Origin of the sequence: Hydrogenophaga sp. H7, from assembly GCF_002025745.1 — a bacterium.
GTDB lineage: Bacteria > Pseudomonadota > Gammaproteobacteria > Burkholderiales > Burkholderiaceae_C > Hydrogenophaga > Hydrogenophaga pseudoflava.
The window spans coordinates 376,798-391,032 of record NZ_MCIC01000001.1 but is presented as its reverse complement, the minus strand read 5'-3'; the positions used below and the strand labels follow the sequence as shown (position 1 = coordinate 391,032).

Genomic DNA, 14,235 nt, shown 5'->3' with positions numbered 1-14,235 from the left:
TGGTGTCAACGCAGCTTCAGGGTGGACAGGCCGACCAGGCACAGCAGCATGGTGATGATCCAGAAGCGGACCACCACCTGCGTCTCCTTCCAGCCCTTCTTCTCGAAGTGGTGGTGCAGCGGCGCCATCTGGAACAGGCGCCGGCCTTCGCCGTATTTCTTCTTCGTGTACTTGAACCAGCTCACCTGCAGCATCACCGACAGGGCCTCGACCACGAAGATGCCGCCCATGATGGCCAGCACGATTTCCTGCCGCACGATCACGGCGATGGTGCCCAGCGCGCCGCCCAGGGCCAGCGCGCCGACGTCGCCCATGAACACCTGGGCCGGGTGGGTGTTGAACCAGAGGAAGGCCAGGCCGGCGCCGGCCATGGCGGCGCAGAAGATCAGCAGTTCGCCCGCACCGGGGATGTAGGGCAGCAGCAGGTACTTGGAAAACACCGAGCTGCCGGTGACGTAGGCGAACACCCCCAGCGCCGACCCCACCATCACCACCGGCATGATGGCCAGGCCGTCCAGGCCGTCGGTGAGGTTGACCGCGTTGCTGGCGCCGACGATGACCAGGTAGGTCATCACCACGAAGCCGAACACGCCCAGCGGGTAGCTGATTTCCTTGAAGAACGGCACCATGAGTCCGGCCTGCGGCGGCAGCTCGACCGTGAAGCCCGAGAGCACCCACTGGAAGAACAGCTCGATCACCCGCAGGTTGGTGGTGCCCGAGACGCTGAACACCAGGTAGAACGCGGCCAGCAGACCGATCAGCGACTGCCAGAAGTACTTCTCGCGCGAGCGCATGCCCTCGGGGTTCTTGTGCACCACCTTGCGCCAGTCGTCGGCCCAGCCGATGGCGCCAAAACCCAGGGTCACCACCAGCACGATCCAGACGAAGCGGTTGGTCAGGTCGAACCAGAGGATGGTGGACAGCGCGATGGAAAACAGGATCAGCACGCCCCCCATGGTCGGCGTGCCGCTCTTGCTCAGGTGGGTCTGCATGGCGTAACCGCGGATCGGCTGGCCGATCTTGAGCGCGGTCAGCCGGCGGATGAAGTACGGGCCGGCCACCAGGCCGACGATGAGCGCCGTCAGTGCGGCCATCACCGCGCGGAACGTGAGGTACTGAAAGACCCGCAGGAACCCGAATTCGGGTCCCAGGCTTTGCAGCCAGAGGGCCAGGCTAAGCAGCATGGGAGGTGTCCTTGTGGTTGTTCTGTCCGTCCGGTGTGGTCAGGGCCTGCAGCCCCTGCACGACCCGCTCCATGCGCATGAACCTCGACCCCTTGACCAGCACGCTCAGCACCGGCGAGGGCTGTGGCGCCGACACCGCGTGGCAGACGTGCGCGACCAGGGCCAACACGTCGGTCCAGTGGCGTGGCGCGGCTTCGCCGGCGGCCTGCATGGCCTGCACGGCCTGCGCCATCCAGTCGCCGGTGCAGTGCACGGCCTCGATGCCCGAGGCCATGGCGTGGCGCAGCACCTCCAGGTGGAAGGCCAGCCCCTGCTCGCCGACCTCGCCCATGTCGCCCAGCACCAGCAGGCGCGGCGCCGGCAGTTCGGCCAGCACGCGGATGGCGGCGACGACGGAGTCGGGGTTGGCGTTGTAGGTGTCGTCCACCAGGGTCAGCGTGCGGCCTCCCAGCGGGAGGACCAGTGCGCGCGAGCGCCCGCCCACCGGCTCGAAGGTTTCCAGGCCGCGTTCGATGTCGCGCAGCGCCACGCCCGCGGCCAGGGCGCAGGCGGCCGCGGCCAGCGCGTTGCGCACGTTGTGGCGACCGGCGATGTGCAGGCGGCAAGCCCCCGCGCCGGAGGGCGTCGTGAAGTCCAACACCCAGGCGCCGTCGCGCCACTCGGCGCGCAGGGCCCGCACATCGGCCTGCGGGTCGGTGTCGCTGAAGGTGAGCACGCGGCGCCCGTCGGCCAGTGCGCGCCAGAGGCCCGAATGCTCATCGTCGGAAGGAAACACGGCCACACCCGTGGCCTGCAGGGCAGCGATGACCGCGCCGTTTTCGCGCGCCACCGCCTCCACCGTGCCCATGAACTCCTGGTGCTCGCGCTGCGCGTTGTTGACCAGGGCCACCGTCGGCTGGGCCAGGGCGGCCAGGTAGGGAATCTCGCCGGGGTGGTTCATGCCCAGCTCGATCACCGCCAGCCGGTGCTCGGGCCGCAGCCGGAGCAGGGTCAGCGGCACCCCGATGTCGTTGTTCAGGTTGCCCTGCGTGGCGTGGGCCGCATCGCCCGCCGCCGCCCGCAGGATGGACGCGATCATCTGCGTCACCGTGGTCTTGCCGTTGCTGCCGGTCACGGCGATCAGCGGCAGCGAAAACTGTTCGCGCCACAGCCGCGACAGCTCGCCCAGGGCCAGGCGCGTGTCCGGCACCTCGGCGCCCGGCAGGCCGGCCGCCGCCAGGCCCCCGTGGGCGATGGCCGCCACGGCGCCAGCGGCCTGGGCCTGCGGCAGAAAGTCGTGGGCGTCGAAGCGCTCGCCCTTGAGCGCCACGAACAGGTCGCCGGGCTGCAGGCTGCGGGTGTCGGTGTGCACGCGGCGGATCGACGGCGGCAACTCGCCCACCGTGCGCGCGCCGGTCAGGCGGGGCAGCAGTTGCTGCAGGGCCTTCATGCCGCACCTCCTGCCGCCATGCGCTTCGCCAAGGCCAACTGCGCCTGCTCCAGATCGGAGAACGGGCGCTTGACGCCCATGACCTCCTGGTAATCCTCGTGCCCCTTGCCCGCGATCAGCAGCACGTCGCGCGCACCGGCCGCCATCACCGCCTGCGCGATCGCCTGGCCGCGGTCGGCCTCGATCTGCGCCGATGCCGGATGCGCCAGCCCCGCTGCCATCTGCCGCAGGATCTCGGCCGGGTCTTCGGTGCGCGGGTTGTCGCTGGTCAGCACCACCCGTTGGGCCTCGCGCTCCGCCACCGCGGCCATGAGCGGGCGCTTGCCCGGGTCGCGATCACCGCCACACCCGGCGATGGCCCATAGGGCGCCCCCGCGCTGGCGGGCCATGGGTTGCAAGGCTCTCAGAGCCTTCTCCAGCGCGTCCGGCGTGTGGGCGTAGTCCACCAGCACCAGCGGCTGGCCGGCCACGGCCGGCACCTGCTCCATGCGCCCGGGCACCGGGCTGAGCGCGGCGCAGGCGCGCAGGGCCTCGGCCAGCGACACCCCCAGGGCGCGCGCGGCCCCGACCACACCCAGCAGGTTCGACACGTTGTAGTGCCCGATCAGGTCCAGCGCGAGATCACCCCGGTCCACCTCGGCCCCGTGGGCGTCGCGTTCGACCACCACGAAGCGCATGCCGTGGTCGGTGTAACGGACGTCGCGCGCCATCAACCGCGCCGCGCGCTCGATGCCGACGCTCCAGCGGCTCAGCGACGGGCAACCGGCCAGGGCCTGGTCCAGCACCATGCCCTGGTCATCGTCGACATTCACCACGGCGTGCGCCAGGCCGGGCCAGTGGAACAGCCGGGACTTGGCCTCCCAGTAGTCGGCCATGCTGCGATGGAAGTCCAGGTGGTCCTGCGTGAAATTGGTAAACACCGCGACGCGGATCTGGCAGGCGTTGAGACGGCCCTCGACCAGGCCGATGGACGAGGCCTCGATGGCACAGGCCGACAGCCCTTCGTCGACCATGCCACGCAACCGCGCCTGCAGCAGCACCGGATCGGGCGTGGTCAGGCCGGTTGGGACCAGGGTGTGGCTGCGCTCTCCGGTCGCCGGCGGGCGGCCGATGCCCAGGGTGCCGACCACCGCGCACCCGCGCCCCACGGCGTTGAGCAGCTGCGCCATCCACCAGGCCGACGAGGTCTTGCCGTTGGTGCCCGTGAAGGCCACGAGGTCCAGCGACGCACTGGGATCGCCGTGGTAAGCGCTCGCGATCGGACCCGCCAGCGCCTTGAGCCCGGGCACCGCCCGCACCCGTTCGTCGCTGAAGCCCAAGGCCTCCACGCCTTCGGCCTCGACCAGCACCGCCGTGGCCCCGGCCTGCAGGGCAGCGGGCACAAACCGGCGGCCATCGGTCGCAAAACCCGGCCAGGCCACAAAGGCATCGCCCGGGCGCACCCGGCGGCTGTCGCACTGCAGCTCGCCGGTCACGCGCTCACGCAACCAGCGGGCAATGTGGCGGGGATCGCTGTGCTGAGACATCAGAACGACTCCTCGACCACTTCGGTCACGATCTGAGGCTTGACGTTCATGTCCGGCTGCACGCCAAGGATGCGCAGGGTCTGCTGCACCGTCTCGCTGAACACCGGCGCCGCGACCAGTCCGCCGAAGTAGACCCCGTTGGACGGCTCGTCGATCATCACCGCCACCACGATGCGTGGCTGCTCAATGGGCGCGATGCCCACGAACCAGCTGCGGTACTTGTTGGCGGCGTAGCCCTTGCCCTCCTGCTTGTGGGCCGTGCCGGTTTTGCCGCCCACCGAATAGCCCATGGTCTGTGCCTTGGGCGCAGTGCCGCCGGGGCCGGTGGCCAGCTCCAGCATCTTGCGCACCGCCACCGCGTTCTTCTCGCTGAACACCCGCACGCCTGTGGCGGGGCCCTCGGTCTTGAGCATGCTCACCGGGATCAGCTCGCCGTTGCGGGCGAAGATCGTGTAGGCCTGCGCCAGCTGGAACAGCGACGCCGACAGGCCGTAGCCGTAACTCATGGTGGCCTGTTCGATGGGGCGCCAGGTCTTGTACGGCCGCAGACGGCCCGACACGGCGCCGGGGAACGGCACCTGCGGCTTCTGGCCGAAACCGGCCTGGGCGTAGGTCTCCCACATCTCGCGCGGATGCATCTGCATCGCCATCTTGACGGTGCCGACGTTGCTCGACTTCTGGATGATCTCGTTGACCGTCAGCACCTCGTGCGGGTGGGCGTCGCTGATGGTCGAGCCGCCGATGGTGACGCGTCCGGGCGCAGTCTGAATCTGCGTGGTGGGCCGGACCAAACCCTTCTCCAGCGCCAGCGCCGCGATGAAGGGCTTCATCGTGGAGCCGGGCTCGAAGCTGTCCGTCAGCACGCGGTTGCGCAGTTGCTCGCCGCTGAGGTTGACGCGCTTGTTGGGGTTGTAGCTGGGGAAATTGGCCAGCGCCAGCACCTCGCCGGTCTGGGCATCCAGCACGATCACGCTGCCGGCCTTGGCCTTGTTCTCCTTGACCGCCTCACGCAGCTTCTCATAGGCGAAAAACTGGACCTTGCTGTCGATGGACAGCTGCAGGTCCGGCCCGTCGACCGGCGGGATCACGTCGCGCACGTCCTCGATCACACGCCCCAGGCGGTCCTTGATCACCCGGCGCGAACCGGCCTTGCCGGCCAGCTGGGAGTTGAAGGCCAGCTCGACACCCTCCTGGCCACGGTCTTCCACGTTGGTGAAGCCCACCACATGCGCTGCCGCTTCCCCTTCGGGGTACTGGCGCTTGTACTCACGGCGCTGGTAGATGCCCTTGATCCCCAGGGCAGCGATCTCCTTGGCGATCGGCTCGTCGACCTGGCGCTTGACCCAGACAAAGGTCTTGTCTTCATTGGCCAGCTTCTTCCTCAGGGCGCTCAGCGGCATCTCCAGCAGCTTCGCCAGATCCTTGAGCTTGGGCTCGGACTTGTCCACGTCCTCTGGAATGGCCCAGATGCTTTGCGCCACCACACTGGAGGCGAGGATCAGGCCATTGCGGTCCAGCACCCGGCCGCGATTGGCGGGCAGTTCCAGCGTGCGGGCAAAACGCACCTCGCCCTGGCGCTGGAAGAACTCGTTGCCGAACACCTGCACGTAGGCCGCCCGGCCAGCCAGACCGGCAAACGCCAGCGCCAGCAGGGCCACGACGAACTTGCTGCGCCAGACCGGCGTCTTGCTGGCTAGCAAAGGGCTGGCGCTGTAGTTGATGGCGCGGTGTCGGGATTTGCTCATCGCGCGCCCTCCACTGCACCGGCCGCAGGCGCCGGCTCGTTGACCGTGACGTATTCGGTGATGCCCGGCGTGACCGGGCGCATCTTGAGCTGGCGCACGGCCAGCTGCTGCACCCGGGCCGGCGTCGCCTGTTCGCGCTTCTGCACCTGCAACTGCTCGTGATCGGCCGCCAGACGGTGCGCCTGGGCATTGGCCTTGTCGATGGCCGTGTAGAGGCGGCGCGATTCGTACTGGGTGTGCACCAGGTAGAAGGCACTGGCCATCACGGCCGCGAGCAGCATGAGGTTGAGCCGGATCATGCCGCCACCTCCGTGCGCGTGGCCACACGCATCACGGCGCTGCGAGCGCGCGGATTGCCCTCGACCTCGGCCTGCGAAGGCATCACCCGGTGCACCTCGGCCAGGCGCGTGGGCGCCGGCTCGGCGAAGGGCACGCGCCGGTCTACCACGGCGCGCGAGTGGCGCGCCATGAACTGTTTGACCATGCGGTCTTCCAGCGAATGGAAGCTGATCACGACCAGCCGACCTCCGGGACGCAAGACATGAAGGCTGTCCTCTAGCGCTTGTTGCAGCTCTTCAAGCTCGGCGTTGATGAAAATCCGAAAAGCCTGAAATGTGCGCGTTGCAGGGTCCTTGCCCGGCTCGCGGGTTTTGACCGCGCCAGCCACGACTTCGGCCAGCTCGCGGGTGGTTCGAAGAGGGCCCCGTTCCTGTCGGCGACGATCAATCGCCTTTGCAACCTGTTGAGCAAACCGTTCTTCGCCGTATTCACGGATGACCTCCGACAGGGTGGACACATCGGCCGTTTCCAGCCATTGGGCGACGCTCTGTCCGCGCGTGGTGTCCATGCGCATGTCCAGAGGACCGTCGTGACGAAAAGAAAAACCCCTTTCGGGGTCGTCGATCTGGGGAGAACTCACACCCAGGTCCATCAACACCCCGTCCGCACTCTGCGGCCCAAGCTCGCCCAGTTGCCGGAAGCCCTGGTGACGGATGACAAACCGCGGATCGGCAGCCGCCAGTGCCTCGCCCACAGCGATCGCCTGCGGGTCCTTGTCGAACGCCGTCAGCCGCCCCGACGCGGCCAGCCGCCCCAGGATGGCGCGCGAATGTCCGCCACGGCCGAAGGTGGCGTCCACATACTGTCCGTCGGGCCGAACGGAGAGTGCTTCCACAGCCTCGTTCAGCAGTACGGTTTGGTGTACCCATGGGTCGTTCACCGCCGTCCTCAGAAACTGAAGTCCTTGAGCACATCGGGCATGGGTTTCTGCATTTCCTCGGCCTCCTTGGCGGCGTAGGACTGCGCATCCCAGAGTTCCAGGTAGGAACCCATGCCCAGCAACACGGCGTCGCGGCTGATGCCGGCTGCGGCGCGCAGCTCGGGCGATACAAGGATCCGGCCCGAGGCGTCCATATCCACATCCATCGCATTACCCAGAAAAATGCGACGCCACCACTGCGCATCCATCGGCAGCGAGGCAATGCGGGCCCGGAACTTCTCCCACTCGTCGCGGGGGAATACCATCAGACAGCCATGAGGGTGCTTGGTGATGGTCAGCTGACCGGACTGGGCGCTCAGGGCGTCGCGGTGCCGGGTCGGCATGGACAGCCGGCCTTTGGCATCGAGACTGAGAGAGGAAGCGCCTTGGAACACCCGGAATCACCCTGCTAAAAACACTTTTCACCACTTAATTGCACTTTTTTCCACTGTAGCAGGAAAAGCAGTGGCTGCAAGCTTCTGCGGGCAGTTTTTTTCCAATGAAATCAATCACTTAGAACACATTTTGAAGCAATTTCAACTTCAAAATACGCAGCAAAAGCAAGCACTTACAGCGCGCTGTGAATGTGATGCTTGAAAACCCTGTTACACACAGGGTGGGCGACAGACGGCCAGGGATGCGGGCATCGCCCGCCAGGGGTCAATGAAAAATCCCGGCGACCCTGAGGGCGGCCGGGACTGCATGCCAGGAACGGCCATCAGAGGATGTAGCGGGACAGATCCTCGTTGCGGCTGAGTTCGGCCAGCCTGCCGTTCACATACGCGGCGTCGATCACCACCGTGCTGTTCTGCAGGGAGGTGGCGCCGAAGCTGACCTCGTCCAGCAGGTGCTCCATCACCGTCGCCAGGCGGCGCGCGCCGATGTTCTCGGTGCGCTCGTTCACGTCGCAGGCAATCTGCGCGAGCTGGCGGATGCCATCGGGCTTGAACTCCAGCGCCACGCCCTCGGTGGCCAGCAGGGCCTGGTACTGCTTGACCAGGCTGGCATGGGTGCTGGTGAGGATGGCCTCGAAGTCGTCCACCGACAGCGACTGCAGCTCGACCCGGATCGGGAAGCGCCCCTGCAGCTCGGGAATCAGGTCGCTGGGCTTGGCCAGGTGGAAGGCCCCGCTGGCAATGAACAGGATGTGGTCGGTCTTGACCATGCCGTACTTGGTCGAGACGGTGGTGCCTTCCACCAGCGGCAGCAGGTCGCGCTGCACACCCTGGCGGGACACCTCGGCACCGCCCGACTCGCTGCGCGAGGCCACCTTGTCGATCTCGTCGATGAAGACGATGCCGTTCTGCTCGGTGTTGTGCAGCGCACGCGTCCGCACGTCTTCCTCATTGACCAGCTTGCCGGCCTCCTCGTCGATCAGCAGCTTCCTCGCCTCGGCGATCTTGAGCTTGCGTTTGCGCCGCCGCTCCTGTCCCATCTGGCTGAACATGCCGCGCAACTGCTCGGCCATTTCTTCCATGCCGGCCGGCCCCATGACCTGCATGGCGGGCGCCGACTCGGCGAGGTCGATTTCGATCTCGCGATCGTCCAGCTGCCCCTCGCGCAGCTTCTTGCGGAAGGTCTGGCGAGCCGTGCTGTCGGGGTTGGGCTGCGGTTCACCGGACAGGCCACGCGGCGGCGGCAGCAGCACGTCAAGAATGCGGTCTTCGGCCGCGTCCTCGGCGCGCATGCGCTGCTTGCGCATATCGGTTTCGCGCGTCTGCTTCACCGCGATCTCGACCAGGTCGCGCACGATGCTGTCGACATCCTTGCCCACATAGCCCACCTCGGTGAACTTGGTGGCCTCGACCTTGATGAAGGGCGCATCGGCCAGCTTCGCCAGGCGACGCGCGATCTCGGTCTTGCCCACGCCGGTGGGTCCGATCATCAGGATGTTCTTGGGAGTGATTTCGGGTCGCAGCTTTTCGTCGACCTGCTGGCGGCGCCAGCGGTTGCGCAACGCGATGGCGACGGCGCGCTTGGCACCGTTCTGGCCGATGATGAAACGGTCGAGTTCGGAAACGATCTCCTGCGGCGTCATGGAGGACATGTTCAAAGCACCTCGACCGTGTGGTTCATGTTGGTGTAGATGCAGATCTCGCCGGCGATGGCCAGCGACTGCCGCACCACGTCCTCGGCGCTGAGCGCCGTGTGCTGCACCAGCGCCCGCGCTGCGGCCTGCGCGTAGGCGCCGCCCGAGCCGATGGCAACCACCCCGTGTTCGGGCTCCAGCACGTCCCCGTTGCCGGTGATGATCAGCGCGGCACTGCGGTCACCGACTGCCAGCATGGCTTCGAGCCGGCGCAGCACCCGGTCGGTGCGCCAGTCGCGCGTGAGGTCAATGGCCGCGCGCACCAGGTGGCCCTGGTGCTTTTCCAGCTTGGCCTCGAAACGCTCGAACAGGGTGAAGGCATCGGCGGTGGCACCGGCAAAACCCGCCAGCACCTGGTCGCGGTAGAGCTTGCGCACCTTGCGAGCGGTGCCCTTGACGACGACATTGCCCAGGGTGACCTGGCCGTCGCCTCCGATGGCGACCTGAACACCGTCGGGCGTCTCGCGGCGCACGCAGACGATGGTGGTTCCGTGAAAAGTGTCCATAGCAAAAGAAAGTGGAGGCAACTGGGCCGAACTCAAGCACGTCGGCGCATTGAAGGGAGTCATTCCAAGGCACCGCGGAACCGGCTACGCCGGGGCCGCCCGTGCCATCCCCTTGAGGGGATCGCGCGCAGCGCGGCAGGGGCGGGCCTAATCGTTCCTCACGACGACCTTGGCGTATTCGGTGATGCCGATGACATTGAAGAATGCCGACACCAGTCGGTGCACATCCACGAACTGCACAAGTCGCCCGGAGGCATGGTGCCCGGCCACCCAGTTCAGCAGCGTGCCAGCCGCGGAGAAGTCCACACGGATCAGGTTGCGGCACGAAATGATCATGACATCGGCCCCCTGCAGCCGATGCTCCAGATCCTCCAGGGTGGCCTGCGGATCACCACGGATCTCGCCAGACAGTTCCACCAGCCCCAGATGATTGAACTCTGTCGACGGGCCTTCGGCCCCCGACTCCGTCGTGTAGCCGGAAGAAACGGTCTCCCGCACCACCTCGCCCAGCACAGAGGCGCCCTCATCGGGGTCCACGGCGCCGTTGGTCATGGCCTTGAAGTGGCAGCGCGGGCGCTCCCATCCCGGCGGCGACACCTCGTAGGTGACACAGAAGTCCAGCGCCGTCAGCTCAAACTCGTCGGGCCGGTTCATCACCCGCAAGACGGCCATGCGCAACTCCCACCAGAGCTGTTCGACGTCCCGGCGCCCCGAAGGCGTGAGTTGCTTGAGGACCTCGCGCAGGCGAGGTGCGTCAATGAAGGAGATCTCGACCTCCTGATCGCCCCAGAGCGTGAAGATGCCCAGCAATGCGCGCGCCGCCTTCACGTCGATGGACTCCAGCTCGGTCCATTCCAGCACCCAGGGCTGAGGCGCTCGAAGCAACACGTTCTGCAGCGTGCCCACAGCATGGGCATCCAGCTCAGGATCGCAGGCCCAGGACGCCCGGGTCGGCGTGACGGACGGCTTGAAGGCCTTGCCGGTCATGGACGACACCAGCTCGGGCATGTCGTACCACTGGGGTGGCGAGCGGCCGAAGCGATTCACAAAATCCACGGCACGGCTCTCAAACGGTGCCATCTGCCCGGTCGCCCGGTACAGGTCAAACAGGGCCAGCCAGTCGTCCAGCTGGTTCTCGCGCGGCCCGCCTTCTGCAATCGTGTCCTTGAGCCCCTGCTCGGCGCCTGCATCGTCTCCATTGGCGAAGCGGATGGCGGCTTCCTCGACCTCCGGGTCCTGGGCAATTTCGTGCACGTCCAGCGCATAGAAATGCGAGGCCGAGAAGCCCGACCCCGACCCGCCGCGAGCGGCGCCTGCGATCGCCGTACCCGAAGTGGGCGCCATCAGGCCGGTGCGCGCAGTCGACGGCGACGGGCCAGTATCTGGTCCCGACTTGGGCGGAGGAACCGCTTCGCGAAGCACCGGCACGTTGTCCGGGGTTGGTGCCGGCGCCTGCGTCTTCGCAGCAGGTACCGAAAGCGGCTGGGGTGGCGAGGAGGTGGATTCGCCGTCGCCCAGTGTCGCCGCTTCGGTTTCGTTGTACTGGGCTCTGAGGCGCCTCTGCTCTTCCGCCTCCCTGGGGGAAACCGGTTTTTCCGCCTTGCGCTCAAGGGGCGTACCTCCGGTAGAGTGCGCCCCGGAATTGGTCCCGCCGGTCACCAGCGAGTCAGGCCCCTTGGTCTTCCACCACTGCATCGACATCTGGGCTTCGATCTCGTCGATCTTCTTGAGCGTCATCGCCCGGTCATCGGGCTTGGAAGGAAGACTGCTCTGGAAGAAAGAAGGCCGGACGCCCTGGGCCCCGTCCACGGCGCCCTCACGGCTGCGAATCTTGCGCAGCATGTCGAACTCGCGCTTGCGCACGAAGTCGTTGCGCCGCTTGCGCTCGATCATCTCCTTGAGCGCCGCCTTGTTGTACTCGCTCTCCCGGTCGGCGTTGCGGGTGTCCAGATCCGCCCAGCTCGTGGTCGGATGACGCACGAACTTCACCACCTTGGACAGAAAGCCGCCGCTGGAATCGTCCTTGGACATGGATCAGGGTATGAGAGTGTTCCGCTGAAAAGGCTGCAATCAGTCGCCGAACATTTTCTGCTTGAGCTCGCGCCGCTGTTGTGCCTCCAGCGACAGGCTGGCCGTCGGACGCGCCATCAGGCGGCCAACACCAATCGGCTCACCCGTCTCTTCGCAGTACCCGTAGTCGCCCGAGTCGATGCGGGCAATGGCCTGCTCGATCTTCTTGAGAAGCTTGCGCTCCCGGTCGCGGGTGCGCAACTCCAGAGCATGCTCTTCCTCGATCGTCGCACGGTCCGCTGGGTCGGGAACCACGACGGTGTCTTCGCGCAGGTGCTCGGTGGTTTCGCCGGCGTTGGCCAGCATGTCGTCCTTCAGCTGCGTCAACTTTCGACGGAAGAAAGCGAGTTGCACGTCGTTCATGTACTCCGAATCGGGCATGGACTGGACGTCCTGGTCGGTCAGTTTCTCGACCGGCAGAGACTTCCAGTTGTTGGCACGTTTCGGGTCTTTCTGGATGGCGGTGGGCGCGGGAGCAGTCATCACACGTTCGTTCGATAAAGAGAAGGTCGCCTTGGCGGCGTTGGGAGCATGGGTCGGAACGACCGCAGCCTGTGTCATCTGTTCCATCATCACTTTCTTGGCGGCCCGCTTGCCCAGAGGACGCGGCGTCGGTTCGATGATGATGGGCGCCGGAGCGGCCACGGGGGGCGGCACGACGGTCGTCTTCTGTTTGGTCACCGCCTTGGCCGGTGGCGCCGGCACCTTGACCGGAGCCGGTTTGCTGGCTGGCTTCGCTGCAGGCTTGGGAGCTGCCGCAGGCTTGGCGGCAGCCAGCGCCTTGGGGCCAGCCGTCTTTTTGGCGGCAGGCAGAGCGGTTTTGGAGGCCAACTTGGCCGCAGGCTTGCCGACCGCCGTCCTGGCACTGGCCGGCTTCGCAGTGGTTTTCGCAGCGGCCCTGGCAGGCGCCTTGGAAGCCGGAGCCACAGCAGACGCGGATCGCCCCTTGCCGGCCGACGCGGCGGGTTTGCGATTCTTCGCGGTGGGGGTGGCCTGGGCTTTCACAAAGGATCTCCTCTCAGTGCCTGACGCTGCCTGGTGGCGGGGTGGCGCGCTGGACGGGGTGGAGCCCCCGACCGCATCGCTTTGCTCGGCCGAAGCCGGCTGGTTTGTGGTTATACCCCGTTTGCGAACGTCGGTCGCGCCTGCCTGCCTCTGCTGGCGGACAGAAGACTCGGGTAGGCGGCGGGCTGCCGACTTGGGCGGCGATTGTAACGATGCGGCCCTCAAAGACACTGACGTGGGATCCGAGGGAAAACCCAGGCTCTGGAGAAGCGAGACAAACAGCATCAGGGGCTCCATTCCCGCCTTGTTGGCACAAGCGTCCGCTCAAACCAGCGCCTGGTCGAGACCCTGGACCAGGATATCCCTGGGCAGGTCGATGCCGATGAACACCATCTTGCTGGTGCGGGCCTCACCCTCGGCCCACAGCGGCCCCAGGTCACTGCCCATGAGCTGGTGCACGCCCTGGAAGATCACCTTGCGGTCGGTGCCCTGCATGTTCAGCACGCCCTTGTAGCGCAGCATCTTGGGGCCGTAGACCTGCACGATGGCGCCCAGGAAATCCTCCAGCTTGGCGGGGTCGAACGGCTTGTCGGCACGGTAGACGAAACTTTTCACATCGTCGTCGTGGTGATGGTGGTGGCCATGGGCGTGCCCGTGCTGGTGTGAGGGGTGGTTGCAGTGCTCGCCGTGTTCGTGGTCATGGTCGTGGTGCTCATGGCCATGATCGTGGTCGTCCACGCTCAGGAAGTCCGGGTCGATGTCCAGCTTGGCGTTCAGGTTGAAGCCGCGCAGGTCGAACACCTCCTTGAGCGCCACCTCGCCGAAATGCACCGGGCGCATGGGCGCGCGCGGGTTCATGTGTTTGAGGCGGTGGATCAGCGCGTCCACCTCGTCCTGGGACACCAGGTCGGCCTTGCTGATGAAGATCTGGTCGGCAAAGCCCACCTGGCGGCGCGCTTCCTGGCGGTCGTTGAGCTGGTCGGCGGCGTGTTTGGCGTCCACCAGGGTCAGGATGGAATCGAGCAGGTACTGCTCGGCCACCTCGTCGTCCATGAAGAAGGTCTGCGCCACGGGCCCCGGGTCGGCCAGGCCGGTGGTCTCGATCACCACGCGCTCGAAATCCAGCTCACCCTTGCGTTTTTTCTGTGCCAGGTCGGCCAGTGTGGCGCGCAGGTCGTCGCGGATGGTGCAACAGATGCAGCCGTTGCTCATCTGGATGATGTTTTCCTGCGTGTCGGCCACCAGGATCTCGTTGTCGATGTTTTCTTCACCGAACTCGTTTTCGACCACCGCGATCTTCTGACCATGCGCCTCGTTCAGCACGCGCTTGAGCAGCGTGGTCTTGCCCGAGCCGAGGAAGCCGGTGAGGATGGTGGCAGGGATGAGCGACATGGCAGGTTCCGTATGCAAAAAGCAGGCCGGG

Annotated in this window: 13 protein-coding genes; 1 reads left to right on the top strand and 12 read right to left on the bottom strand. The window is 66.4% G+C overall.

From position 1 onward, the window contains the following. Positions 1 to 5: 5 nt before the first annotated feature. From mraY to mraZ, 7 genes are read right to left on the bottom strand one after another with little or no spacing between them, the layout of a single operon-like run. On the bottom strand, positions 6 to 1,184 hold the full coding sequence (gene mraY / locus BC358_RS01890) for a phospho-N-acetylmuramoyl-pentapeptide-transferase (protein WP_066153521.1): 1,179 nt from the start codon (positions 1,182 to 1,184) through the stop codon (positions 6 to 8). Continuing rightward, positions 1,174 to 2,613 (bottom strand): UDP-N-acetylmuramoyl-tripeptide--D-alanyl-D-alanine ligase, encoded by a 1,440-nt coding sequence (murF, locus tag BC358_RS01885; protein ID WP_079364441.1) that lies wholly within the window; start codon positions 2,611 to 2,613, stop codon positions 1,174 to 1,176. The genes mraY and murF overlap by 11 nt, the downstream gene beginning before the upstream one ends. Then, positions 2,610 to 4,139: a UDP-N-acetylmuramoyl-L-alanyl-D-glutamate--2,6-diaminopimelate ligase gene (locus BC358_RS01880; protein ID WP_079364440.1), complete on the bottom strand. Its 1,530-nt coding sequence runs from the start codon at positions 4,137 to 4,139 to the stop codon at positions 2,610 to 2,612. The genes murF and BC358_RS01880 overlap by 4 nt, the downstream gene beginning before the upstream one ends. Continuing rightward, complete coding sequence (locus BC358_RS01875; RefSeq protein ID WP_079364439.1) at positions 4,139 to 5,884, bottom strand: penicillin-binding protein 2; 1,746 nt, start codon at positions 5,882 to 5,884, stop codon at positions 4,139 to 4,141. Before BC358_RS01875 ends, BC358_RS01880 begins: the two co-directional genes overlap by 1 nt. Then, positions 5,881 to 6,183: a cell division protein FtsL gene (ftsL, locus tag BC358_RS01870; RefSeq protein WP_066153528.1), complete on the bottom strand. Its 303-nt coding sequence runs from the start codon at positions 6,181 to 6,183 to the stop codon at positions 5,881 to 5,883. The genes BC358_RS01875 and ftsL overlap by 4 nt, the downstream gene beginning before the upstream one ends. Next, positions 6,180 to 7,103 (bottom strand): 16S rRNA (cytosine(1402)-N(4))-methyltransferase RsmH, encoded by a 924-nt coding sequence (rsmH, locus tag BC358_RS01865; RefSeq protein WP_066153532.1) that lies wholly within the window; start codon positions 7,101 to 7,103, stop codon positions 6,180 to 6,182. Before rsmH ends, ftsL begins: the two co-directional genes overlap by 4 nt. Positions 7,104 to 7,111: 8 nt before the next feature. After that, positions 7,112 to 7,537, bottom strand: a complete 426-nt coding sequence (gene mraZ, locus BC358_RS01860; protein WP_066153535.1) for a division/cell wall cluster transcriptional repressor MraZ — start codon at positions 7,535 to 7,537, stop codon at positions 7,112 to 7,114. Between mraZ and BC358_RS22040 the strand changes: the two genes are divergently transcribed. Next, complete coding sequence (locus tag BC358_RS22040; protein WP_164868307.1) at positions 7,485 to 7,739, top strand: hypothetical protein; 255 nt, start codon at positions 7,485 to 7,487, stop codon at positions 7,737 to 7,739. The genes mraZ and BC358_RS22040 overlap by 53 nt on opposite strands. A gap of 121 nt (positions 7,740 to 7,860) precedes the next feature. On the opposite strand, the gene hslU is transcribed toward BC358_RS22040, so the two are convergent. From hslU to BC358_RS01835, 5 genes are all read right to left on the bottom strand, one after another. Beyond that, positions 7,861 to 9,189, bottom strand: coding sequence for an ATP-dependent protease ATPase subunit HslU (hslU, locus tag BC358_RS01855; RefSeq protein ID WP_079364438.1), 1,329 nt, complete (start codon positions 9,187 to 9,189; stop codon positions 7,861 to 7,863). A 2-nt stretch (positions 9,190 to 9,191) separates the two neighbouring features. Next, entirely contained in the window at positions 9,192 to 9,737 is a 546-nt protein-coding gene (gene hslV / locus BC358_RS01850) for an ATP-dependent protease subunit HslV (RefSeq protein ID WP_066153541.1), read from the bottom strand. Between the two features lie 147 nt (positions 9,738 to 9,884). Further along, positions 9,885 to 11,768 (bottom strand): FimV family protein, encoded by a 1,884-nt coding sequence (locus BC358_RS01845; RefSeq protein WP_079364437.1) that lies wholly within the window; start codon positions 11,766 to 11,768, stop codon positions 9,885 to 9,887. Positions 11,769 to 11,807: 39 nt separating this feature from the next. Then, the gene (gene dksA / locus BC358_RS01840; protein ID WP_256861398.1) at positions 11,808 to 12,812 is read right to left on the bottom strand and encodes an RNA polymerase-binding protein DksA; all 1,005 of its coding nucleotides are present in this window, start codon (positions 12,810 to 12,812) and stop codon (positions 11,808 to 11,810) included. Between the two features lie 324 nt (positions 12,813 to 13,136). Then, positions 13,137 to 14,204: a GTP-binding protein gene (locus BC358_RS01835; protein WP_079364436.1), complete on the bottom strand. Its 1,068-nt coding sequence runs from the start codon at positions 14,202 to 14,204 to the stop codon at positions 13,137 to 13,139. Positions 14,205 to 14,235 lie beyond the last annotated feature (31 nt).